Genomic DNA, 24535 nt, shown 5'->3' with positions numbered 1-24535 from the left:
CCGGATTATTAGTCAATGTTTGTGTATTGACTAGCGATACGGAATTCACCAACAGCATTTTTGTTATGGTCAACGATACCTTTTGCACTTGTGTTTCTAGCTCCATCGAATACTACAGATACGATTTCAGTAGCAGCAACCACATGATCCGTGGATACACGAACGATGATTGTGTCACCCGAAGTACCAGTTGTACCGTAGGAAACTTTTTCCACTTTAGCCTCTTTGCCATCAAATTTAACAGTGAAGAGACCATTTACGAACTCATCAGTAACTGTACTGTTTTTGCTGACAACTTCGGAAGCATCAAAAGTAATATCGTAATATGTTGCTGAACCCACAGAGCTTGGTGCACTGATACGAGCATTAGCACCATCAACTTCTGGAGCAACTTTGTCAACTACATTACCAGAAACTGGCTTAATAACAACACCAAAGTTATCACGTGAAGTTGGGTCAGCCGCGGAAATAGTAGCTCCTTGCAAATCAGTTGGAAGAGCATTGGAACCAGTGAACTTCAAAGTTACTGTAGTTCTGTCACTGCTAAGAACGTAAGTGTTAGGTTTATAGTTCTTACCACCAGCATTAACTGTGAAGTCATTAGGGTTGACGTAGTTCAAAGCACCGTCGAATACCAGTTTGACGGATTCCTTATCAGTAGCTTCGATAGCTTCGCCATCTTTCAGACCAATCTCAGTTTCAACTGCATCTTTTTCAAGAATGTAGTTACCATTTTGAGTAAAGTAGTTTCCATCTACGTCAGCAATAAGATTAGCTTTTACTTTTTCAACTGTGGTTCTGTTATCAAGCGTAATACGAACAGTATTCGGAGAATACAGAATTACACTTTCATTACTACCCAAAGTTCTGAAGTCAGCAGATCCTTGTTGTTTCACAGTGTATTTTTGCTTAGAAGTAGCATCACCTACACCGCTAGTTGCTACATTCTTGTTATATTGAACATAAACATAGCTTTGAGTATTACCAACTTCAGTTTGCCATACGCGAGCGATAGCTCCAGAAGTAGCAACATTAGCATTTACAGTTGTAGTGAAAGGAAGCATTTGGTTAGGAACCCATGCAACGTCACGTACACCGGATACTTCCAACGTGTATGTTGCATTGTCAAGTTTGCTAGCCAGATCAATTGTCACTGTACGTTTTACAGGATCATAAACTGGTTTGATTACTGGGTTACCTTTGCTGTCCAATCCTACAGCTTCAGCTGCTTTACCATCGCTTTTCTTCAGCGTATAGTTAGCACGAGCTTCTGCAGATGCAGTTTCAACATTCTCACTGAACTCAATTACGAGTTGGTGATTACCGTTGTCTTGTTGTTTCAGCTCAGTTTTTGTAACTTCTGGACGAACAGTATCCAGTGTTGGAGTCACTTTAGCATCGCGGTTAGCAACATTGTTACTGAAATCTCTTACGCCTTCGATGTAAATTGTGTTCTCACTTACATTCAATGGGTTAGGGAAGTTAACAATTACTTTATTGTCGCGAATTGTGTATGGTACAGATGCCGTGTTGCCAGTAGTGTTAGCGTAGACTTTATCCACACTCTTAACAGTTTCGCTAAACTCGATTTCAACTTGTCTCAAGTCGTTTGTTTTAACGGAAGCAACCGTAGGAGCTTCAGTATCTTGAACAACTGTGAAGGACTTTTCAACTGGAGCAACTTTCAGACCGGAATAGTCTTCAACATTGCTTACTGTAACTTTGTGATCGCCAACAGTAAGACCAGTTTCAACGATTGCAATGTTAGGGTATTGGAAAGTTACTGTCGCACCGATAACATTACCATCTACACGGTAGTTGTTAGTAATGATTGCAGCAGACTCTTTAACTGGCTCGCTGAATACGATTTTGAAAGCTCCAGTTCCAAGACCAACTACTTCAGAAATTTCTGGAATAGCTACGTCAGTTGGAGTGAATTTAACCGTTTGATCAAACACTTTGGAAGCGTCAGAGTTCTTAACGTTTTTCAGTGTGATTTCTGTTTCGGTTTGGTTTGTAAGTGTTGCATTGTCAGCTTTAGCCAGCAAGATAGTTGCAGATTTCTTGTCATCTGCTACTTTAACACTGTCAATTGCCAAGCTGCCTTTAACTGTGTAGTTGTTTTTGTTGCCAGCACTTGCAGGATCTACAGTACCGTCAAATTTAACAACGATTTCTTTCAGGTTGGAAGCAGATACAGATTCAATCTTAGTAGCTACAGTCACAACCCAAGTTACATTATGTGTGTACTCGTAGTTGTTATGTGTAAATTTAACATCTTGTGCTACGTTAGCTTTCAAAGGAGTCTCAAGAGTTACTTTCACAACTTCATTATTAGCCAGTGTGAACTCAACTACTTTACCTTCTTCAGCAACTTTGTAAGAAACTACGGCTGGTTTTTGTTGAGCCAGGTAGATGGAGTAAGCAACGTCAACCAGTTGGGAACGGGAAGCGTTAGCTTTAGGGTTAGCTTTAGCATCTACCAAACCAGAGTTGATTGCTGCTTGAACATAACCTTTAGCCCAGTCAGAAGCGTTGTTGTTAGTTTCTGTTGGGATTTCAAGTTTTTGAGCAAGAACGAGAACTTTCGCCATTTCTTGAACGGTGATTTTACCGTTGAAGTCGAAGATCATTTTCGTTGTGTTTTTACCTTCCATCAGACCAGCAGCGTAAACTGCTTCTACATAAGGAGCTGGCCATTTGTCAGCTTTGTAGTTTTTGTCTTTGAAAGATGCTTTACCTTCGATTGGCTCAAGACCCATGATACCAACCAAGACTTTAGCAAACTCAGCGCGAGTCATGTCTTTGTCCAGACCAGCAGTTCCGTCTGGGTAACCAGTGAAGATCCCTTTTTCTTTCAGTACATCAAATTTCTGTTGTGTGTTAAGCGCATCGTCACCGAATGCAACAGAAGCAAACATGGAGAATGCCATTGCTGTAGACAGTGCTACGGATAAAATTTTCTTCATAACCTTTTTTTCTCCTCCTTGAATCATCACTTGATTATTTTCTTTAATTTGGTAGCTCTTATCACTCATTTGTCCTGCACCTCCTTTCTAGAGTTGAGCATAAATCATAAATGATGTCTGTGACGATATCACAGAATCTTGTTAACGAATGAACACTACATACTAGAATAGATTCCTAATCCTACCTAGGTATTATACAACGAGTCCCCAACACCGTAAAGAACATTTTTCTAATTAATAGACAAGTTTCTTGTTTCGGATAATCTTGGTTACCTCGTTGGGCTCTACATTATAAACGTTTGAATTTCCAAAAAGTTGCGGCTGTTGCAAAGTTTTTTTTAAAATATTTTTCGGAGTTTCATCACTTCGTATAACAATTGTCCATTTACATATAACGACAACAAAAAAAGACGCCCTCTGGGCGCCTTTGTAGAATACTAGCGAATCTTCATAGCAAGCTGGATGATTCGTGCTCGCATTTCCGGGTTACTATGCAATGTACTGTACATCATGTCAATTTCGGATTTATTCGTACGATAAGTCTTATCATGTTTAATTGTAGTGTGTGACCATTGGATCAACGCATTCTCAGCCGCTGTCATTTCGTTAAATGAATCATGAAAGCCTGTCTCAACAACGAGTCCCTCCATGACTTCCTGAGTTATCTCATCATGAGCGGCACGAGCCAGCTCAATTTTCTTCTCCATCACTTTGGCTTTTTCCTCGAACTTGGTCTTCGCCTTCATGTAGTCGAGCTGCGCTTTTGATAATATCGGCTTCATAAATTCATCTTCACCCTCTAAAAATAGTATGTGCTCCCGCTATTGTAGCGTATTCTACATGAAATTACAAAACAATAGATATTGGTAAACGGTTTCGTGTACCCTAACAGCACCCATAAGATCTTGTTATTTATGTTATAAATACCCTTTTCTTACGGATGCTACACAAATATAAACGAGAGCACTGCCATCAGAAATTGGGCGGGTGCTCTCGTTCCTTTTGTCATGCAGTTCTACTTATTAATATAACTTACAGCATTTTGAGCTTGCTCATCATGCGTTTCACGACGGTTGCCGTATCTGCACGATTCAGCACAGCATCCGGGTTAAAGTTGTACGTCGGCTTTTTCTCGCCCTCTTTCAAACTGTTGGCAATGCCCGTCAGAATACCGGCCTTGTTCACGGCAAGAATGGCAGGATAGGAGTAATTCGACTTGATATTGCCAACATCTTCGAACTCCTTCTGAAGTGCCGCTTTATCTTTCTCGATTTCGCCCATCTTCAGGTTCAATGCACGTGCGATGATGTTCGCCGCCTCTTCCCGAGTCAGTTCCATATTCGGAGCAAAACTTCGTGGGGCGATGCCACGAATGATTCCTTTTCTGGCCGCTGTCTCGATATAACGATAATCCCACTGCATGCTGTTAACTACACTTTCCTGATAAATATCATCAAAGGTTAACTTGTTCTTATCCGTGTCGTAATCCAACGGGATATCCAGCAGCTTCACTACAATGGTAGCAAACTCACCGCGGGTCATCGGATCATACACGCCAAACGCATCTTGCTTGGACGCCTTCATGTATCCTCTGGCCAACATCAACTCAATATCGTTGCGGGCCGTTTTGTGCGAGATCGCATCGGAATAGCTGTAACGCAAGGATTTAACTGCATAATAACCAAAACCTTTGAAAGGTGCCGTGATTGTTTTTTTCTTGGCATCTACTTTTCCGCCAATGTTAATCCAAGTGCCCTGGGAAGGGTTATACCACCAGATTCCCAGGTTACTGGATGCCGAGTTTACCAGCGCGGAATCGTATTTCAAGGTAATCGTACCTTTTTGGGACAGCTCCATCCAGTTCTGCGGAATCAGGCGTTGATGGAACTCGTGCCCTTTCGCATATGGATGAGTTGCCGCTTTTACATTAAAGTCTTCCACGTTGCTGCTGTAAGCATTAAGTGAACCTGCATCCAGCCAGTAAAGCGGGGAAGCATATCCGAAATGCGCAGCTGGCGTGAAACGGAATGCATTGTTGTTATCCCCTGGGATCAATGCCAGGCGTCCGTCCATTTCAACACCGTTCTCGATTTCTCCGATTCGGTTATAGGCCTTAATGGTCCGTCCATCAATCTGATTCGCGATACCGAACAGGATGTCGTGTTCACCAAGAAGGTTGATGGTCGGTACTTCTGCATTTGGACTTGATTTTGCCTGCTGAAGCACGGTGCCTTTAGGTAAAGAGAGCGATACGCCGCCTTTAAATACCGATACTTTGCCCGATTTTGAAATATTCGTTTTAAACTGGGAACCCTCTGTTGCATCATCTGTGTAAGTTACAACAAACTGTCCATTGGTCTTTTTGGTGCCTTGTTCAATCGTGAACTTAATCGTGTTTTTGCCGTTTTTCAGGTTCTTGACCTCAAGACGGAAGATGTCGCTGGTCTCGGATTTCACCATTGGCGTCTTGCCGATCAGAATCGAGTCGGCTCCCTCTGCCTTGATGCTCACCTCTACAAAGTTCTGTTTCAACACGCCTTCGTTAGGAAGCTTAGGAGACAGCACTTGGTAAGGAGCACGCTCACGTGTAATTTCGATGGTATCCGTAGTCGTGACGGATTGATAACGCGAACCGATGCTAATCGCCTGCAGTCCAACCTCTGGAAGAGCAAGCTCTTTAAATACAACGCGGGCAGAGCTGGAGTTAGCTCCGTTGACAATCGAATAGTACAGACTGTGATCCGCTTGGTTGATAGCGTCCAATTGAGTCTTCAGTGCCCCACCTGAAAGAGTCCATGTGCCAACATTATTTTTCGTGAATACTGCAAAAATGGTTGGTGTTGGATGACTGAGGTTGACCGTAATTTCGTCGGTGTATTCAACTTCAAAGCGAAGACCCAGGGCCTTCTCATATGTGTTATAAGCATTTTCAGCCGTTTCTCTGAACAATCCATCTGGATCGGATTCCGTTGCGGAGCCAACCGGGAATGGAATCATGTTTTTGATTACCGAACGGGTATCGCTAAAATAAAGCAGGGTCAGCTTCGTCGAGATTTTCCCGCTCTTGTCAGCGACAACCAACGTATTCGGACCTGGAATCAGCTGCAGGAATGTCGTATCCGTGAAACTGAACTCACCATTTCCGCTCACCGGCAAATCGCGCGTGTTACCATTCAAGGAAATGGTAAGTCCTGCTGTACCCGTGTAGTTGACAATACGTCCTGTTACTTGATTAAAATCTGAACTGTTCTTAAATACCTGATTGTTATACAAGTTAAAAATATCGATATACGTGGAAGACAGGAACGTTACCGGAATCACCTTGGTATCGGAAACGCCCGATCCATTGCTGGCCTTGATGATCAGATTTTGCTGACCTGTAGGCAGGTTTGTGATCTTGAAGACCGTGTTACCGTTGTAGGTGAATTTCTGGGCAATCGTCCCGCCGCCCTTGCTGGATTCAATCTCAACGTTACCTGCGTTCACTTGGTCCACCATTAAATAAATAGGCAGTTCGTTTAAGACTGTATCGTTACCACTCGGGAAAATGGATTGGGAAGTAGCTGATACCGCACCGCCACTCTCCGTTACGCCATATAGCTGGTACACCTGCTTGATTGTAGGTGCGTTAACATCCCGATAAGTAAAGGTGTTCTGCACGTCAAACCCTGAATTATTGTCCTTAATATAAACAACGTACTCCCCGCTCTGTGTGATGTTCACCGAGCCAGTGGTTGTAAAAGGGTACATCAAGGTACTGCCCAGCACGCTTGCTGCACCTACAGATGCCGGCGAGTTCATGATTGGCACCGTGGATCCTAGTGGAAATACGGAGACATCTAGAGTTGGAGCTACTGCAGGCGTACCAGCAGGAGGGGCATCCACGATAATATAACCGGAGATAACGCCGTTGACATTACCGGTTACCACGGCCTGCCCATCGATATTGGTGCTGCCGATCTTCAGTTGATTGACCGTCAAAGAGCCTGTCGGATGATAAACGACCTGTCTGTTGATGGTTTGGGATTTCGATTCGGAGTTCACAACAATTACCAAATCGTTAACACCCTTCTTCAATGGGAGCCCTGCGGAGTAATACGTGTCCCCGCCGCCGGCATACATAGCCATACCGTTAACGGTCACGCCCTTCGAACCGTTGGTTGCTTTGACCGAGATACTAACAGTCTGCGTGGTCACCACAACCGGTTTGGAGGCGTTCTCTTCCAACACGCGTCCATCGCTGAGCGCTACTTCATACACAGCAGGTACATCGGAGAACTTCACATAAGCCGTGGCACTCATCTGCTGGCCTTGCGTGCTCATACCGGACACGATGATTTTGTTCACGCCTTGATTCAACTGCACATTCAGAAACTCGAACGTATTCGCTGCTTCGTTCAGGATCGGCTTTACGCCGGTACCGCCCGTAGTTGTGTCATCAAAACGTTTGATCTCATACTGAATGGTATTCGGATTAATGCCGTTGTAGGTACCTGAAACCGAAATAGAGCTCCGGTTCTCCGGCGTTGGTGAATTCGGATCCGTGCTTAAATTAGAAAAGTGAAAATACAAAGCTCCATTAGCAGCTGAAGCCGGTAAAGCCGGGATTAGGGAAAAGAACATAGCTACAGCCAGTAACAGGCTTGCTATAGTACGGAAATTTTTCTTCAACGGTCGTGCCTCCTTGATCATTCGGACGTTGGAGTCCGTTTTGGTTGTTGCGTCGTTCACTGGGTCCCCTCACTTTCACTGACAGATTGGTTCTAGCGCATAGTTCATATATCGGAAGCGCAGGTCCTATTATTTAGCAAAACATACAAAAAAGCCTCACCTTTTTAGGTGAGGCAGACTTGTCTTATTCGGACGCAATATGAAAAAGAATAAGTTCTACTTGGTGCGGCTCTCGGTATTAGCCTTCATCCGCATTCGGTTAATCAGGCCAAGAATCGGCCGCTTGGTTTTGCCGACCAAGCCGATAACCTCAGCACCGATCTGCATGAAACACATCATGACGCAGATGACAACAAAGGTCACCCAGTTCGCTTCATACATAGCGGCAGAGGATTGAATGACAGCCAGCACACCGAAAAATGCAGCAATCACATAAATGATCAGCACCGTCTGGCGGTGACTGAATCCAAGCTCTCGCAAGCAGTGATGCAGATGTCCTTTATCCGGCGCAAAGATCGGCTTCTTCTGAATCTTGCGGCGAATGATAGCAAAAAATGTATCAGACAACGGTACGCCGATGATTATCAGCGGTGTAATGAAGGACACAATCGCAATCTGCTTAAAGCCGAGCAAAGACAGCATGGCCAAACTGAATCCGAGGAACAGCGAGCCCGTATCCCCCATAAAAATCTTGGCAGGATGGAAGTTAAAGAACAGGAACCCGATAATGCTGCCAAGCAGCAGCAGGCAGAGCAAGGCTACGGTTGTATTGCCCATCAGAATAGCCATGACCAGGATTGTGCTGATCGCAATACCTGATACGCCGGCAGCTAAGCCATCGAGACCGTCAATCAGATTAATCGCATTGGTTACACCGACAATCCAGAAGATGGTCAATGGAATCGACACCCAGCTCTCCAGCATGGAGTACCGATCCTGAAATGGTATATTTACAAAGTCCACAGTAATGTTAAATCCGAATACAACTACACAAGCAGCTGCAATCTGAGCCAAAAGTTTAACCTTGGCAGAGAGTTCAAATCGATCATCCAAGGCTCCGATCAACACGATCATGGAACCGCCGATCAGAAATGCCTTCATAAAGTTGGCATCACGAGCCGACAAGCTGTCTGGCAAAAAAGGAAGAACTGCAATCAGTCCAAGAATAAAAGCCAGATAAATGCCGAGTCCCCCGAGTCGGGGCATGATCCGCGTATGAACCTTGCGGGCATTAGGAACGTCAACTGCACCAACCTTAACAGCAAACTTCTTCACAAGCGGCGTTAAGAGCAGGGCGAGCGCGAGCGATACGATAAACCCGATGATGTATATCATTAACATGTAATCATTCGACCCCCAATATTGTCTACCGGTTGAATTATACTCCCTTCGGGTCCGAAAACCAATGCCAATTTCCGGTGATATCCCGGATTTTCCCCACAGAAATGAGCCATTTAGCCCGTTTTCGTTACATTTTCTTTCTCGCGCAGCACTTTCACTACGAATTTCGGCAGCGCAAGCATTCTTTTATAGCGGGTAGGCTCCTTCAGAAGGCGATAAAACCATTCGAGACGCAGCTTTTGGAACACTTTTGGTGCCCGTTTCAGTTTACCGGAGATAATATCAAAGGATCCCCCGACTCCCATAATCACAGGGACATGAAGCGCTTGTTTATGCTGGGCAATCCAAGGTTCCTGGTTGTCCGCACCGCGAGCCACAAACAAAACATCCGGAGAAGCTGCACGGATCTCCTCGATCACGGCAGAATCCTCATCAGGTCCAAAAAAACCGTCCCGGTGGCCGCATATAATCGCAGCCGGATATTGCATTTGTAACCGCTCGGCAGCTTCCTGAATCACTTCGGCGGTTGTACCCAGCAGATAGAACTTCCATCTATAGGTTTCCCCGACCTTCAATAATTCATGTAAAAGTTCGAAGCCGGTTACGCGTTCCTCAATCGGCTCGCCACCCACACCAGCAGCCCAGACGATACCCGTTCCGTCCGGAACGATCATTTCCGCGGTGCGCATCATCTGTTTGTAATCCGGATTATTTACGGCCGTCATCACCATAATCGGATTTGCCGTAATGACATGGTGGGGCTGCCTCGATTGCACAGCCTCGGTCAAGTATTTTACCGTATCCTTCATATTCAGTTTAGAAAAAGGTACTTCGAACACCGATACGGTAGGAAATGGATAGGTCTGTTTCATGTTTATCATCCTCTATGGCGTAAATATTGGGCAATGTGACGCGCAGGTTTAGCCGCCTCCTGTTTCAAAACAGCAATCTGCTCACCGTGCTCCGCTCTCCATGCCAGTGCACCGTCCAACAACTGCAGCATCTGGTCCTTCAACACATCTCCATCAAGCGACTCACTGGTTCCGACAGGCTCGCTGCCAAGCCGCTTCAAAAAGTGATTAATCTTCGGATCGTAGGAAATGCCGAGCAGCGGCACACTCTGATTCGCTGCATAGATCAGGCTGTGCAGTCGCATGCCCAATATCAAATCACAATGACTGACCTCACGCAGCATGTCCTGCGGCTGCTTCTCATCATGGTAGAAACTGATCATAGAGCCATTCCGGGAGATATCACCAATCTGGCTCACAATAAACTGCGAAGCCTCTAGGTCATCCGGCTGATGAAAAGGAAGAAAACGAAGGTGTACGGGGCGCTGTTCGGCTAATGCCTTTAAACCTTCCCCAATAGCCTTCAGTTCTTTTCGCTCCGGATTCCAGTATCTAACCGAAATGCCGATGATCGGCAGAGCATCTCCCGTTTCATGACTTGTTGATGATAACTGTGATGGCATTTCTTCACCGGAGTACTCGTGCACTTGTTGCGATCGTACTCCTTCACCGGTACTCTGGTGTATTTCTTGCGTTGATACCCCTTCACCAGAATCCTTGTGAACTTCAATAGAAGAAACAGAAGCAACGTCGGCTTTTTCCGACGACAATGGTGTATTCGCAGTCTCTTCAGTTGAGGAAACAATGCCCTGTCTGATCCCATCATTAGTGTCAACATGGACTTCAAGTTCTGTCTTATCATGATGATCTTCAGCAAAAGCCTCATCTGGATGCAGCTCTTGCTTACCTGCATCCATCTCACGCAACGACCTGTGATGTACTGCATTATTGTCGATGCAAGCATTTTCGCCTTCTGGCAGCGGCAAGCCCATAACCGGATCCGGTACGACGTGAATCGCTTCAGCTGATATTCCCATGGACTGAAGCAGCTCGCCCGACTCGATGTCACGCACGGAGATGTAAGTGCATTTGCGGAAAACGGAGCGGATCATGGGATAAAAGAGTTTACGATTCACCGGGCCTACGCCCTGAGCATAAATAAATGTAGGTTTGCCGAGCCATTGAGCAATCTTAAGAACGCCCAGATAATAAGGAATCGTCTTTGGACTGGTTGCATCCTGCAGCAGACTTCCTCCACCGCTGATCAAGCCGTCACTGGCCTTGATCGCTTGACGAACCTCTCCAAGTTTCATCCGATGTACGGACTTTACGCCGTAGGCAGCGGATGTCCATTCTGGGTCGATGGAGAGTACAACGGGGTTGATCTCAACTCCCGCTGCCTGTCCTTCATGTTCCAAAGCGGTCAGAATCGATTTCAGCACCGCTTCATCACCGCTATTTTTAAATCCGTAATATCCGGAAATGACTATCGTCTTAGAAGTGGAGACCATCGTTTCCAGATCCTTTCTGCCACTTGCCATACCAATATTGCGATCAATCCGATAATCAGACCAAGTCCAAGACCCAGCAGGACCCGAATAGCTGAAATATAGAGTGGCGTGTGAATATGCGTGAATGTTCCGACCATCGACAGCTGCCCCATCACACCGATAATGAGCAGATAGACAGCATGGCGATACTTAAATGACAGGAATACGCCAAGCACCATCATTGGATGGGCCAGCAAGAACTCCTTGTTACGAGGGCGTACGCCGAATATATTCTCCAAGAAAGATCGGAATGCCATCTCGATGGATGAAACGGAGCCTGAATTACCTGTACGGGTGAGATAATACCAACCGACGATCGCCACAATGCCGGCTGCAATGACCCAAGTCAGCGTAATCGGAGACTTTAGCAGCTTCAAGATCGAGTGGTACGTAGATCCGCCGCGGTACAGAATCACGTAAACGGCAATGAGCGCAATCGGTGCCGCGGCAAGCAAATTGACACCACGGAACTGCTCCAGAACAAGCATATACGTTACATTGTTTAATAGAGCTACAACGATCGGTACGGCTGCAAGCGACAGAATAGAGGTCTTCACCAGCAATACGATGGAATGTGTCACTCTTCTGCCAGGAGTCATGTCCGGTATGGTTTGCTGCGTTTCATTGACTTTTCGAATAGCTAGAATGACAGCTACCGTCGGAGCACTGATGGCGGCAAATAAAGCAAGCGCCTGCTCTAGCAATGATGCATTAAGAACATACAATCCTGCACTGCCCACCAGGCCGATCAGGAAGGCTGCGATGGTAAGGAACGGAATGAAGTGGGACACCATCAGTGAGATCAAAGCCACGGCTCCGACAACAGCTCCAAGCTTAAAGTATCGCTGCAAGGACGAGTCGGTCACTTGGAACGGCTCTGCAGGACCCATCGTGAACCCATTGTCCTCCATCTGTTTGATGGCTTGACCCGATCCGGTCAAACTGTCAATCAGATTATCGAGCGGATGGGTGACGGATGCTTTGGTCATATCCCGGCTCGGCTCGGCATTCAAATAAAACATCCGGATGTTACGGTCTTTGGACGCTAAAGCAAAGCGGTCCCCAATAACCTCCGGTTCGAGATTAGCATCCCGCTCACTAAGGGAATAAATACGGGTTACATTGTAATCCGTTAAATAAGCCAGTTTCGTGAACCCTTTTTGCGGACGTTTAATGTTCTCAATGGCCACCAGGCCGATATCATATTGGTTCAATAGCTGTGCAAAGGAATCCAGGCTCTTCTCTTCCGCATTATCATTGAAACCTTTGGCAGATTCGCCTTCAAACAGAATCCGTTTCACACCGTTTTCCGCGAAATAAGCCATCAGGTTCTCCATATAGGCCTCATCATATGGAAGACTGTCAGACAGACGCGGCACAATGTTAAAGCCCTTGTCCCGAAGCATGCCAATGGTAATCGGATCTGGAGACAACGGCTTAATGACCGCATTGGAGCGTGGGGTTTCCAGAACTAGGCCATCCACTGCACGGTCGAACTGCCATGGTCTTACCGGAATATCGAGTCTCGTAAAGGTTTCCTCAATAATCGGTTTAATTAAAGCTGCGCTCTCCTCGTTCAGAAAAGCAACATACGTAAAATTCTCGTTCGGAGAAATCGTCGTGCCTGTCAGATCAGCAACCTGCTGCCCGTCATAAACCGAAATCCGCCGCGATTTTGCCAGCTCGTCCAGCGTGCTTTCATACAGTGCCATACTGATCACGCCGGCGTCTTTCAGGCGATCCAGCTGCTCGGAGACAAAATCCTGCGGCTTAGACTGATACGCCGCGACATCCAACAAATCCCGATAATCGAACACCAACTCAACGTTGTTTGATGTCGACTCTGTTTGCAGTCGGTCATAACCTACAGGCAGGGCCGCTGCAACGCCAAGAACAACCAGAATCCACAGCCACTTGCGGGCTGCCGTGTTCCAGCGTTTCCATTTCTGAACCACGAAAGTACCTCCTCATCGAACCTATAGGAATTTACGATGGAGGGCAACAGCCCTTAGGCCTTGCAGCAACCATCGTAAATCCCCTTCGTTCTCTTCTCTCATTAAAATGTATCTATGGTTAAGCGTCTACCCGGGCCATGACATGATCCGAGAGCGATTGAATTTTGGCCTTGGCATCGGCGAGGGATTCACCTCGCACGGCAAAATACACTTTGATCTTGGGCTCGGTGCCTGAAGGTCTCAAGCAGAACCAAGAACCGTCCTCAAGCAAATATTTTAACACGTTTTCCTTCGGCAGCCCGTCCAGGCCCTCCGCATAATCAAGCACTTGCTTGACCAGTACGCCCCCGACTTCCTCCGGTGCATGATTGCGCCAATCGGACATCTTCGCTTGAATCTGCGCAACGCCGTCTTTGCCTTTCAGCGTACGGGACTCCAGTGATTCGAGGAAATAACCGAACTGCTCATACAGCTCCTGCAGCACATCGTATAAGGTTTTGCCTTGACCTTTGTAGTATGCCGCAGCTTCGCATATCAGCATCGAAGCGAGTACAGCATCCTTATCGCGTGCATAATTGCCTGCCAGATATCCGTAGCTCTCCTCATAACCAAACAAATACGTATGACTCCCGGACTCTTCGAATTGGGTCATTTTCTCCCCAATGTATTTAAAGCCCGTCAATGTATTCAGCACGGCTGCACCATAATGCTCGGCAATTGCCGCTCCCATCTCACTGGTAACAATGGTCTTGATAACAGCTCCATTGCTTGGCAGCTTCCCTGCTTCCTTCAATTGACCCAGCAAATAATGAATCATAATGGCACCGGATTGATTACCAGTCAGCACAACGTATTCGCCCTGGCTGTTCTTCACAACAGCCCCCATGCGATCTGCATCCGGGTCTGTCCCGATCAGAATGTCAGCCCCCACTTCCTCGCCAAGCTTCATTGCGAGTGTGAACGCCTCCCGCTCTTCCGGGTTCGGTGACTTTACGGTGGAGAAATTGGCATCCGGCTTAGCTTGCTCCGGAACGACATAGATATGCTTGAAGCCGATGTTTCGAAGCACGCGTTCGACGGGGGCTTGCCCCGTTCCATGCAGTGGGGTAAAAACAATCTTGAAATCCTCGCCAAGCTTGGACGCGATAAGCTCCCGGTTCACACTGACATTTGTCACCGTATCGGCAAAAGCCTGATCCTCCGCTTCGCCAAGCCATACCAGCAGACCCTGAGCCTCGGCATCAGCCTGTGACAGCCTCTTCACGGCGGAAAAAGAATCCACTTCCTGAATTCGGGCAATCACGTTCTCAGCTTCGCTTGGTACCAACTGACCGCCCTCGCGGTTGTATACCTTATAACCGTTATACTCCGGCGGATTATGGCTGGCCGTAATGACAATTCCTCCGGTAGCACCCAGATGGCGCACACTGAAGGATAATTGCGGTGTAGAGCGCAAGGAAGGATACAGCTTCGCTACAATTCCGTTGCCGGCCAGTACCAAAGCCGCCTCCAATGCAAACTCAGGCGAAAAATGGCGGGAATCATGGGCGATAACAACAGACGGCTTCCCATCTGCAGCCCCGTGCGCCTCCAGAATATAGCGTGCAAAGCCTTGTGTAGCCCGACCTACCGTATATTTATTAATCCGGTTGCTGCCTGCGCCGATGACACCGCGCAAACCGCCCGTTCCAAATTCCAGATCACGATAAAACCGTTCCTCCAGCTCCTTCGCATCGTGCTCAAGTGAACGAAGCTCCTGCTTGGTCTCCTCATCAACATAAGGATCATTCAACCAACGCTGTACCGTATCGATTGTTCTCTGACTCATCTCTGACATGAAAAAAAGTCTCCCTTCCTCATCCAAACAAGAATAGTCTGAAGATTACTCCTTATCCGCGAGAGCAAACATAATCTCTCCCCCGGCAACTACACGCCCATCAACCGTTGCGGTCGCTTTCCCCTTACCGATCATGCCCTTCAGACGGGTAATCTCGACTTCCAGTCGCAGCGTATCGCCCGGCACCACTTGTCCGCGAAAGCGGAACCCGTCAATACCCGCCAAAAAGCCAAGCTTGCCCCGATTGCTCTCCACGTTGAGAATCGCTACAGCGCCCACTTGCGCCAAAGCCTCTACAATCAGCACGCCTGGCATAACCGCATATTCAGGGAAATGTCCGACAAAAAAAGGCTCGTTGATCGTGACGTTCTTGATGCCGACCGCACGTTTGCCATCCTCAATCTCCACGATCTTATCGACCAGCAAAAATGGGGGACGATGCGGAATAATCTCTTGAATCTGTTTGATGTTCAACATAGTATTAAAATCCTCCTTATGTACGTACCCGCCAAGCATAGTGTTTGAAAAGGGCAGTCTGTTCCATATGCTTCCGTTATGCCATATACGTATAGCTGCGGGCAGTGTTGTTGATGTTCTATCATGCTTCATCTTTGAGGTTAGCTACATGAATTTCAAATCATATGCATAAAAAGAAGGATCTGCGGTAAAAATGATGGATATCCTTCACCACTGCAGAAGTGAAGGTTTCAGATAAGGGGCTTTCTCCTTTCGGACATTCGTGTTCAAGGAGAGGGCCCTTTTGATATACATCCGTCCATCGTCATGAAATGACAAAGTTAATACGCAAGTCCCATCCCATTATACCGTTTAACCCCAAAAAAAGAAAACTCCCCTAGAGGGAGTTCGGCATCGCGGTACAATTCAATTGTTAACTCGCCCTGACATTCCGTCATGGCGCAAATATCAAATCAAAAACATGCTTCCACGTGCTCCATTCAAACACTTCACTGAACTCCTGATGCCCAAGCACAACATAACCGAAGACCATTCCTCCGAATAATGCCAATATAAGCAATACAGGAATCATGATGCGGACGGCTAGTTTCCATCCGGAAGTTTTGGAGCGCTTCTTGGCTTTTGATTCACTCATGATGCCCACCTACCCTCGCATTGTGTTGGCAAGGTTCATCATGGTATCGCTGGAACTTAGCGCACGTGCCATGAGCTGGTAGGCTCGCTGAACTTCCATCATCTTGGTCATTTCATCGGTCAGATTGACATTGGATTGCTCAACAAAACCGGAAAGCACCGAAGATTTCGGAGGCTCGCCCGGAGCAGGAGGTGTTAAATCAAACACATCTCCTTCCGTCAAGCCTTCCCCAACGACAAACAAGTTATCGCCCACAGCAACCAAGCCTTCCGGACGCTCGAGCTCAACCACCTTCAAGGTAGCCACAATCGAGCGGACGCCTGCGAAGGTCTCCAATATAATCTGACCTTTCTCATTCACGGCAACTTTCCCTTTGGACGGGAACGAAATGGGATTATTGTTCACGTCGAGCACAGGGTAGCCCTGCGAATTGGCCAGCAGCAAGTTGTTAGGGTTACGGGCATCCGGGGTTACATGAAATCCGCCTTCGCGGGTGTATCCAATTGCGCCATCTCCCTGAACCGCAAACATGGCTTGTCCATCAATCATCAGATCGAAGGGATTCCCCGTTTCCTTCATAGCTCCCTGCTCCATGTTCTGCACAACGGAAGATAGTCTCATGCCATACCCGAGAGTATAGCCTAGCGGTGTCGAACGGCCCGTCCGGTCAAAATCCTTATGATGACCCTGAACCTGAGTCAGCACATCATCAAAGGAGGCTTCCTTTTTTTTGTAACCAGCCGTGTTGACGTTTGCCATATTGTCCGCAATGACATCCAGTCTCTGCTGGAGAGCATTCATCGACACCATAGCGCTAATCATCGAGTTGTTCATCACTTACCTCCCGTGGGCTCACATATTCATACGGCAGCACGCTGCTGCCTGCCAACCTGTAGACACTGCTTATACTCGGCCAATCTCATTGACCGCCTTCTCCAGCGTCCTGTCATAATATTGAACGATTTTCTGATTCGTTTCATACGCGCGCAGCGCAGCGGTCAATTCCACCATCGATTGCGTCGGATCCACGTTGGACCCTTCAATAAATCCCTGACGAACCACTCCGTTATCGGCCGGTGTCATGAACCGCACTTCCCCGTCCGGATCGGACATGCGGAACACGCCATTCCCTTCGCGAATCAGCCCATGAGGCTGGCTTACAATGCTGACTCCCAGGATGATGCCTGTCCCGTTGCCAGCGGCGTCCATGATTTCTCCTTGCTCATTCACTGTAAAGTCAGACGCCGAGCCTGTCAATATAATCGGTCTGTTATTGTTATCCAGAACCTGATAGCCACTCTCGCTGAGCAGGTTACCTTCCGGGCTCACCCGAAAGCTCCCGTTACGGGTATACCGGGTATCCCCATTCTCGTCCTGAACCGTGAAAAAACCTTCCGGTCTATAGATAACCTCGCCGTTCTCATCGACATATCTGCCGGAAGCATCGAACGGATAATCCTGACCCGTTGCCGGATTCTGAACGGTAAAGGAGGATACCAGCGCGAAGTCTGTGTTCTTGCCGGTTTCCCGAAGCGCGCCTTCGGTATAAAGCGAGATGCTCTCCTCCGCATACACGCCGGTATTAAACTTACCCAGCTTCCGGCCTGCGTTCGACGAATCGTTGCCCCCAATCATGGAGACAAGCACTTCAGGAAACGAACGCTGCACGCTGTTTGTTGCCTTGTAGCCTGCTGTGTTGACGTTGGCGATGTTCTGCGTCACCGTATTATGTCGCTGCTCCTGGGTCATCATCCCCGAAGCTGCTGTATATAGACCTCTTAACAATGAAGGCACTTCCCTTCCATTAACGAATCATAACAACCTTAGTCGATATAACGATCGCTACGATGACGGATTGTACTTCCAATCGCTGTTGTTTTTGGATTTCTTGTAACTATGTTGGATAGGGTTGAAATCCAAAAACAAAGGCGACCGCTTCGCTTTTCCATTACAATTCCGCCCTCTCCGCTGTTGTCAACGTGGGCGTATTTCGAAGCAGATCGCTAATCTCATCGTGGTGATTATACCGATTCATTCCATGCTCATGTTGTTCCTATCATCTATATCGGAAGGTTAGAACTTTTTCTTAACGACCTTGTCCAAATTATCGAGCATAATTCCCGTTCCTTTTACCACACAGTGCATCGGATCCTCTGCAACGAGTACCGGAACCCGAAGCTCGTCCGTCAACAACTCGTCCAATCCATGAAGAAGTGCACCGCCGCCCGTTAAAATAACGCCGCGATCGATGATGTCCGCCGACAGCTCTGGCGGTGTCCGTTCCAACACGGATTTCGCCGCGAGTACAATCGATGAAACCGGGTCCCACAAGGCTTCTTGTACTTCGGCCGAAGAAACCGTTACGGTAAACGGCAGACCGGATACCATATCGCGTCCGCGAATATCCATCTCAGCTTGTCTACCCCCAGGACGAACCGTGCCGATCGCCACCTTCAGATCCTCTGCCGTCCGTTCACCGATCAGCAATTTATATTTATGCTTCACGTACTTCGTAATCGCTTCGTCGAACTTGTCCCCTGCCATCTTAATCGAAGAAGCGGTGACTACATCGCCCATGGACAGGACGGCCACATCCGTGGTGCCGCCCCCGATGTCCACAACCATGTTACCGCTTGGCTGGAAAATATCCATCCCTGCGCCAATTGCCGCTGCCTTCGGTTCTTCTTCCAGGAACACATCTCTTGCGCCGCTGCGCTCAGCCGCTTCCCGGATCGCCTTCTGCTCCACCGAAGTAATGTTGGTGGGAGCACAGATGAGGATTCGGGGCCGGCTGTGCCAACTGCGCGCGCCCACGCGATCAATAAAGTACTTCAGCATCGCTTCTGTAATTTCGAAGTCGGCGATGACCCCGTCCCTCAGCGGGCGGATCGCCGTAATGTTGCCGGGAGTGCGCCCGACCATGCGCCGTGCTTCCTCACCGACGGCAAGGACTCGCTTGGTGTCGGTCTCAATAGTGACAACGGAAGGTTCGTCTAACACTACCCCCTTCCCCTTAACGTGAATGAGCACGTTCGCCGTTCCGAGATCGATTCCAATATCCTTGCTCAACATCATGAAAAGCCCCCAAAGTGTTATTTTATGGTAAGGGTCACTGTTCGCTGCGCCAATGCATCAATCGACAAAATCCAGCAATTCATGATGATCTTCGGCAAAACAGGTCCCATATTTCGATCCTATACCAGCTTTTAACATATCATACTTTAGGGGAGGGATTCAACGCCAATCTAGTGACCTAAGCCCTAAATATCAGGATTTGGCCGTGGCCACCGGTTCACGATTGCTGCCGGTTTTTTTGTACTTGATCTTGGTAGCTTCCCCGCCTCTCAGATGGCGGATGGATTTGTGATATTCGAGAATGTGCTTCACCTGATCCGCCAGGTCCGGGTTGATCTCCGGCAGACGTTCGGTTAAGTCCTTATGCACCGTGCTTTTCGACACGCCAAATTCTTTGGCTATGGTTCGAACCGTATGCCTCGTTTCCACGATACAGCGTCCGATCTTAATGGTCCGCTCCTTGATGTAATCGTGCACGCTCCCGCCTCCCTACTGTGTGGATAGTTTGGTACATTATATGAGGGGCATGACGGGATATTCGCGGTTTCACGGGCTGACAAGCTTACTTGGACTCATTTATTTTCTGGACATGCTGGTCATGGACAAGTATGAAACGTCCATAATACAAGGCGCGGCAAGGGTTGGACTTGCCTTCGAAACCCTAAACAAAAAAAAGACAGGATCTCAAGATCCTGCCCTCTTCAAGTGCGCGGTGGGCGCATTGTACGAAGAAATGAAATTATTTTTGCGGAAGCACACTCACAGGGTTGACCAGTTTCCCGCCCTCATACACTTCGAAGTGCACGTGGTTGCCGAGATCCTTCTCAAACTCACTGCGTCCGGCAGTTGCGATGGAATCGCCCTGCTTCACTTCAGCGCCTTCCTTAACTTTCACTTCGTTCAAGCTTTGGTAAACCGTCTTCGTATCACCGGAGGTAATCTCCACTACGTTTCCGTTAAGCGGATGATTCTCAACGCGAGTCACTTTTCCTGTAAGCGCGGCTCTGACTTCAAACATCGTGTCATCTGCAGTGGCCAGGTCGATTCCCAGGTTCGGCGTGAAGGTGTCATTATATTGAACCATCGCCTCCTGATGCGTTTCCGGGTTCGTTTCGTCAAAATAAGGTTTGACAATGCTCACAGCTACGTCGTCGGCTACCGGCCAGATCATCGATTGTGCATTGGCGGTTACTTCTACTGCTTCTCCGTCTTTACCTTCTGTTGCAGGTTTCTCCGAACTCTGTACAGACTCCGAAACATTGGCTTCCCCTTGTGGCTTCAGCGTTTTTTGGCTGGCGTCCTGGTAGACCCACACGAGGGTTAGTATAATTGCCGCTGCTGCTAAGTATGCTGCCGGGAACACCCACCGTTTGGATAAAGCTTTCTTCCACGAAGATGACGGTACCGTCGAATCTCCTTGCACAGTTTTAGGAGCTTCTTCGTGGGGTTTACTATTTTTGTTTTGTTCATTCATTTGCAATCACCTCAGTAACCATTGTTACCGGGGTCAACTCTTTTATACGTAATCTCACTATTATTTTTTTGAAGAGAGAAGATTTGAAGTTTTGTCAAAAGAAATATTCGTATAGTAGTGCTTCAGAATCTCTTTCGCCTCATATCCCTCGCGGGCCATGCCCTCTGCTCCATACTGGCTCATGCCAACGCCATGGCCGTTGCCATAGGTGGTAATCTCTATCTCGCCATTTTTCATCACCAGGCTGAACTGACTTGATCGGAGGCCCAGCTTCTCTCTTACCTCGCGACCGGTAAATGTCTTGCCTCCCACCCGCACACTCTCAATCCGATGCCCCTGCGTATAGGAGAGTACTTTCAAAAAAGAAGAGGCGTTCCCGTCCCCGCCCGCCGATACCGGTACCGCACCGTCCGCCAGACCGAGCTTCCCTACGAATTCCGAGCGCGGCATCGTGACCGTCGTTTTATACTTGGGCGAGATTTGTTTATCCCATGGACTTTCCACACTGCGCAGATAAGGAATTTCATTCTTCCAATAATCCTCTGAATTTTCGGTATAGCCGTTGCTGGTAGAGAAAAAAGAAGCCGTGATCGGCTTACCCTTGTATGTCATTACCAATCCCGCCGTTTCCTTTACCGCCTGCTGGAGCTTCCCCAGCTCGGCTTCCTTCCCCAGCCGCCGCCATTCCTCGGTCAGCTCGTCATGAGCGATATATGCCTGGTGACTGACCGTGTCGGTCACCATGGCCTTGCCGTCCGGCACGCCGCTGCGGTCGCCGGACGCCAGCCGCTGCACGATATAGGTCCGTGCCGCAATGGCCTGGGCCTTGAGTGCCTCCAGCTGGAACTCGGCCGGCATCTCGGCGGCCAGAACGCCGACGAGGTATTGTTCCAGCGGCAGTTCCTCCACGGTGTCCGTCTTGGTTAAATAGACGGACACCGTGGGCTCTTCCGCCGCCCCCGGCTCGGCGGAAGGCAGCGGGGCGGGCCCCGGCGGCAGCGGCTCCGGTGCGTTGTTGCCCGGGGCAACAACCAGCAGCGGCAGCGCCAGTGCCAAGGCCAGCAGCACGGCCACCGCCCAGATGGCGGGGTGCACCCGCACCCGCCGCCCCCCGGCGGCCGGACGCCGCGCGGCAAAGCCGCGGCGTCCCCAGCGCGCGGGCCGCACACGGAACGTGCGACCTCCGCGCGGTGCGCGGCCTGCAGCCGCCTGCGCATAGCGCTGCGGCTCGGGCGCGGGGTGCGGGCCCTGCGGCATGGCCGCTGGCCCGCCGGGGGCTGGCGCGGCGCCATGCGCAGGGGCGCCAGCGGGGCGGTCGGGCGGCGGCGTATGCGCCGCCCGCGGGCCATGGCCGGACTGGCCGAAGGCGTCCGGCCCTCTCGCCGGGCCGCGGTGCCCGCGCGGCCCGGGCTCCGATTCTTTTTTGTCCGATATCGAATCATGGTTATGTGCTTTGTCGAATTTGGATGTCTTCTCAAGTTCTCCGGGAAATTCCCATTTCAACACGGGAGCCGCCGACCCTTCCGCTGGAACTTGATAGGGTTGCCCAGTTGCCCCTTCCTCCGGGGTGGTCTTCGGATCCATTGCTCGTTCTTTCCCTGCAATGCCCACCTTCACCCGAACCTTAGAATCTTTCATTTGTTTTTCCCTCCTGTGCCTTCTCCCCTGGTATGTGCCGGATTACTCTCATTTCCGTCATGCTCTACTTATACTTATGAGATACCGGCATTTGATAGAACCCTTCTAAGAGAAAGGAGGAAAAGACATCGAAGGCTGCAAGCCAGTTAGCAAATAGATTCTGCCCTCTCATGGTGTTCTGTAATCTTTATATAAGAGAATTCACGTCAACCGTGTGCCCATACCAAAAGAAGTGGCTTCGCAATTAACAGCGAAGCCACTTCTTATTCATTCTATCCTGTCCATCCTGTAAAGATGGATAACAATCGTACGTATTATACCCAAGTGGGTTGGACTTTAAACAGTTTCGCGTCTTCGGTTTCGCTTGCCACTTTCTTCGAAACCTTCTCCGTACTCTGATCTTCCGTCGAAATGCGCCAGATATCCGCACCCAGTCCAGACAGCTTTTCCGCTAAATGAACATAACCGCGATCAATATGCTGCACACCACCAACTTCAGTCGTACCCTCAGATACAAGCCCTGCCAATATTAAAGCAGCTCCTGCACGCAGATCGGTTGCAGTTACCTTGGCTCCCTTAAGCTCGGCGCCACCAGTTACGATGGCAGAACGTCCTTCGACTTTAATCTCCGCATTCATCAGCTGGAATTCATCCACATGCATGAAGCGGTTCTCGAATACCGTTTCTGTAACCACACTTGTACCTTCCGACACCAGCAAAAGCGCCATCATCTGCGATTGCATGTCAGTTGGGAATCCAGGGTATGGCAATGTTTTAACATCAACCGACTTCAAAGGTTTGTCAGCGATAACGCGAATCCCATTCTCATCCGGTTCAATGGTAATCCCCATCTCTTCCATCTTGGAAATGACAGGTCCGAGATGATCGGCAATGGCACCTTCTACATAAACATCCCCGCCTGTGATCGCTGCAGCCGCCATAAAGGTACCTGCTTCAATCCGGTCTGGAATCACGTTATGCTCGACGCCATGCATCTTCTCCACGCCCTCAATGCGGATTACACCTGTGCCCGCACCGCGAACTTTGGCACCCATGGCATTCAGGTAATTCGCTAAATCGACAATTTCCGGCTCTTTTGCCGCATTTTCGATTACCGTAACCCCTTCAGCCAATGTAGCAGCCATCATAATATTTTCGGTAGCACCAACGCTTGCGACGTCCAAGTAGACCTTCGCTCCACGCAATCTGCCGTTGCTCTTCGCTTCAATATATCCTTGTCCGAGGCTAATCTCCGCCCCGAGAGCTTCAAATCCTTTTAGGTGTTGATCAATAGGTCTCGTGCCGATAGCACATCCCCCTGGAAGTGAAATCCGGGTTCGTCCACAACGTGCCAATAAAGGTCCCATGACCAGAAAAGACGCTCGCATCTTCCGCACCCATTCATAAGGCGCTTCACATGTCGTTATGTGCTCTGCATTCACACGTATCACTTCATCTTGATATGTAATGCCCGCACCAAGCGACTCCAATACTTTACTGATTGTAATTACATCGTCAAGAGGAGGTGCGTCAATGATAACACTTTCCCCAACTTCCCCTAGTAGAGAGGCAGCGATGATCGGAAGAACTGAATTTTTTGCTCCGCTGACTTTGACGCTTCCGGTCAGTCTTTTGCCACCGCGGACGATAAATTTGCTCATCATGGTTTCCCTCCGCGTCCATAATTTTCCTGATATGCTTGTGTTCGTTTTAGTTGTTGCTAATTCCCTAACTTTCATCTTAACATTAGTGATTTCCGCCAAACAAGCGATTTTTGAACTATTTATGACATCTGATATGGTGTCTACACCAGGAACCGGACATCCATAATGCCACCTTATGTGAAACATCTGTTATCCGCAGTATGGACCTACGAAAGGTACCATGACCGACCAGCTCTTGTCAATGCATAACAATTACCGGGTGAACATTATAGTCCGGAAGTCACCGTCCGCCCGATCAAGTCCTTAATCTCAGTGTTAACATAATAAAATGCGTTTATTCGACATCTTATTTCAAGCAACCTAACAGTGATATAACCAATCATACAATAATTAAAACAG

At 48.5% G+C, this 24535-nt stretch carries 17 protein-coding genes; all 17 read right to left on the bottom strand.

What is annotated here, in order from left to right; all coding sequences use genetic code 11:
- Positions 1 to 8: 8 nt before the first annotated feature.
- The gene (locus M2277_RS18695; RefSeq protein ID WP_280755326.1) at positions 9 to 3038 is read right to left on the bottom strand and encodes an S-layer homology domain-containing protein; all 3030 of its coding nucleotides are present in this window, start codon (positions 3036 to 3038) and stop codon (positions 9 to 11) included.
- Between the two features lie 368 nt (positions 3039 to 3406).
- The gene (locus M2277_RS18690; RefSeq protein ID WP_006213071.1) at positions 3407 to 3751 is read right to left on the bottom strand and encodes a hypothetical protein; all 345 of its coding nucleotides are present in this window, start codon (positions 3749 to 3751) and stop codon (positions 3407 to 3409) included.
- Between the two features lie 250 nt (positions 3752 to 4001).
- Positions 4002 to 7640 (bottom strand): S-layer homology domain-containing protein, encoded by a 3639-nt coding sequence (locus M2277_RS18685; RefSeq protein ID WP_006213072.1) that lies wholly within the window; start codon positions 7638 to 7640, stop codon positions 4002 to 4004.
- Between the two features lie 216 nt (positions 7641 to 7856).
- A complete protein-coding gene (locus tag M2277_RS18680; RefSeq protein WP_006213073.1) occupies positions 7857 to 8981 on the bottom strand; it encodes a glycosyltransferase family 4 protein in 1125 nt (374 codons plus the stop codon).
- 113 nt (positions 8982 to 9094) lie between these two features.
- Positions 9095 to 9853 carry a WecB/TagA/CpsF family glycosyltransferase gene (locus M2277_RS18675; RefSeq protein ID WP_036639955.1) on the bottom strand — a complete coding sequence of 253 codons (759 nt, stop codon included), beginning with the start codon at positions 9851 to 9853 and terminating at the stop codon, positions 9095 to 9097.
- 5 nt (positions 9854 to 9858) lie between these two features.
- Positions 9859 to 11343 (bottom strand): polysaccharide pyruvyl transferase family protein, encoded by a 1485-nt coding sequence (locus M2277_RS18670; RefSeq protein ID WP_280755325.1) that lies wholly within the window; start codon positions 11341 to 11343, stop codon positions 9859 to 9861.
- Positions 11319 to 13337, bottom strand: a complete 2019-nt coding sequence (locus M2277_RS18665) for a DUF5693 family protein (RefSeq protein ID WP_280755324.1) — start codon at positions 13335 to 13337, stop codon at positions 11319 to 11321. Before M2277_RS18665 ends, M2277_RS18670 begins: the two co-directional genes overlap by 25 nt.
- Before the next feature lie 118 nt (positions 13338 to 13455).
- Positions 13456 to 15174: a phospho-sugar mutase gene (locus M2277_RS18660; RefSeq protein ID WP_006213077.1), complete on the bottom strand. Its 1719-nt coding sequence runs from the start codon at positions 15172 to 15174 to the stop codon at positions 13456 to 13458.
- A gap of 45 nt (positions 15175 to 15219) precedes the next feature.
- Positions 15220 to 15651, bottom strand: coding sequence for a 3-hydroxyacyl-ACP dehydratase FabZ (gene fabZ, locus M2277_RS18655; RefSeq protein WP_006213078.1), 432 nt, complete (start codon positions 15649 to 15651; stop codon positions 15220 to 15222).
- 433 nt (positions 15652 to 16084) lie between these two features.
- The gene (locus tag M2277_RS18650; RefSeq protein WP_036639963.1) at positions 16085 to 16285 is read right to left on the bottom strand and encodes a DNA-directed RNA polymerase subunit beta; all 201 of its coding nucleotides are present in this window, start codon (positions 16283 to 16285) and stop codon (positions 16085 to 16087) included.
- A gap of 9 nt (positions 16286 to 16294) precedes the next feature.
- Entirely contained in the window at positions 16295 to 17119 is an 825-nt protein-coding gene (locus tag M2277_RS18645) for a flagellar hook-basal body protein (protein WP_006213080.1), read from the bottom strand.
- Positions 17120 to 17188: 69 nt separating this feature from the next.
- Positions 17189 to 18070, bottom strand: a complete 882-nt coding sequence (locus M2277_RS18640) for a flagellar hook-basal body protein (protein ID WP_036639966.1) — start codon at positions 18068 to 18070, stop codon at positions 17189 to 17191.
- Between the two features lie 288 nt (positions 18071 to 18358).
- Complete coding sequence (gene mreB, locus M2277_RS18635; protein ID WP_063479709.1) at positions 18359 to 19357, bottom strand: rod shape-determining protein; 999 nt, start codon at positions 19355 to 19357, stop codon at positions 18359 to 18361.
- 195 nt (positions 19358 to 19552) lie between these two features.
- A complete protein-coding gene (spoIIID, locus tag M2277_RS18630) occupies positions 19553 to 19837 on the bottom strand; it encodes a sporulation transcriptional regulator SpoIIID (RefSeq protein ID WP_009594246.1) in 285 nt (94 codons plus the stop codon).
- 262 nt (positions 19838 to 20099) lie between these two features.
- Positions 20100 to 20834: a M23 family metallopeptidase gene (locus M2277_RS18625; RefSeq protein WP_040681076.1), complete on the bottom strand. Its 735-nt coding sequence runs from the start codon at positions 20832 to 20834 to the stop codon at positions 20100 to 20102.
- 60 nt (positions 20835 to 20894) lie between these two features.
- Positions 20895 to 21890, bottom strand: coding sequence for a stage II sporulation protein D (gene spoIID, locus M2277_RS18620; RefSeq protein WP_481857777.1), 996 nt, complete (start codon positions 21888 to 21890; stop codon positions 20895 to 20897).
- A gap of 896 nt (positions 21891 to 22786) precedes the next feature.
- Positions 22787 to 24133 (bottom strand): UDP-N-acetylglucosamine 1-carboxyvinyltransferase, encoded by a 1347-nt coding sequence (murA, locus tag M2277_RS18615; protein ID WP_006213088.1) that lies wholly within the window; start codon positions 24131 to 24133, stop codon positions 22787 to 22789.
- Positions 24134 to 24535 lie beyond the last annotated feature (402 nt).

The organism is Paenibacillus sp. LBL (genome assembly GCF_029893715.1).
Classification (GTDB): Bacteria; Bacillota; Bacilli; order Paenibacillales; family Paenibacillaceae; genus Paenibacillus_AQ; species Paenibacillus_AQ glucanolyticus.
The sequence above is the reverse complement of the archived record's forward strand: the minus strand, read 5'-3'. Positions and strand labels throughout refer to the sequence as shown.

What these genes read in the sequence shown, in the direction of transcription:
- M2277_RS18670 (WP_280755325.1), bottom strand. Translation starts at nt 11,343, where the DNA reads ATGGTCTCCACTTCTAAGACGATAGTCATTTCCGGATATTACGGATTT.
- murA (WP_006213088.1), bottom strand. Translation starts at nt 24,133, where the DNA reads ATGAGCAAATTTATCGTCCGCGGTGGCAAAAGACTGACCGGAAGCGTC.
- M2277_RS18650 (WP_036639963.1), bottom strand. Translation starts at nt 16,285, where the DNA reads ATGAGTGAATCAAAAGCCAAGAAGCGCTCCAAAACTTCCGGATGGAAA.
- M2277_RS18675 (WP_036639955.1), bottom strand. Translation starts at nt 9,853, where the DNA reads ATGAAACAGACCTATCCATTTCCTACCGTATCGGTGTTCGAAGTACCT.
- M2277_RS18680 (WP_006213073.1), bottom strand. Translation starts at nt 8,981, where the DNA reads ATGTTAATGATATACATCATCGGGTTTATCGTATCGCTCGCGCTCGCC.
- M2277_RS18625 (WP_040681076.1), bottom strand. Translation starts at nt 20,834, where the DNA reads ATGAATGAACAAAACAAAAATAGTAAACCCCACGAAGAAGCTCCTAAA.
- mreB (WP_063479709.1), bottom strand. Translation starts at nt 19,357, where the DNA reads ATGTTGAGCAAGGATATTGGAATCGATCTCGGAACGGCGAACGTGCTC.
- M2277_RS18695 (WP_280755326.1), bottom strand. Translation starts at nt 3,038, where the DNA reads ATGAGTGATAAGAGCTACCAAATTAAAGAAAATAATCAAGTGATGATT.
- M2277_RS18690 (WP_006213071.1), bottom strand. Translation starts at nt 3,751, where the DNA reads ATGAAGCCGATATTATCAAAAGCGCAGCTCGACTACATGAAGGCGAAG.
- M2277_RS18645 (WP_006213080.1), bottom strand. Translation starts at nt 17,119, where the DNA reads ATGAACAACTCGATGATTAGCGCTATGGTGTCGATGAATGCTCTCCAG.
- M2277_RS18660 (WP_006213077.1), bottom strand. Translation starts at nt 15,174, where the DNA reads ATGTCAGAGATGAGTCAGAGAACAATCGATACGGTACAGCGTTGGTTG.
- fabZ (WP_006213078.1), bottom strand. Translation starts at nt 15,651, where the DNA reads ATGTTGAACATCAAACAGATTCAAGAGATTATTCCGCATCGTCCCCCA.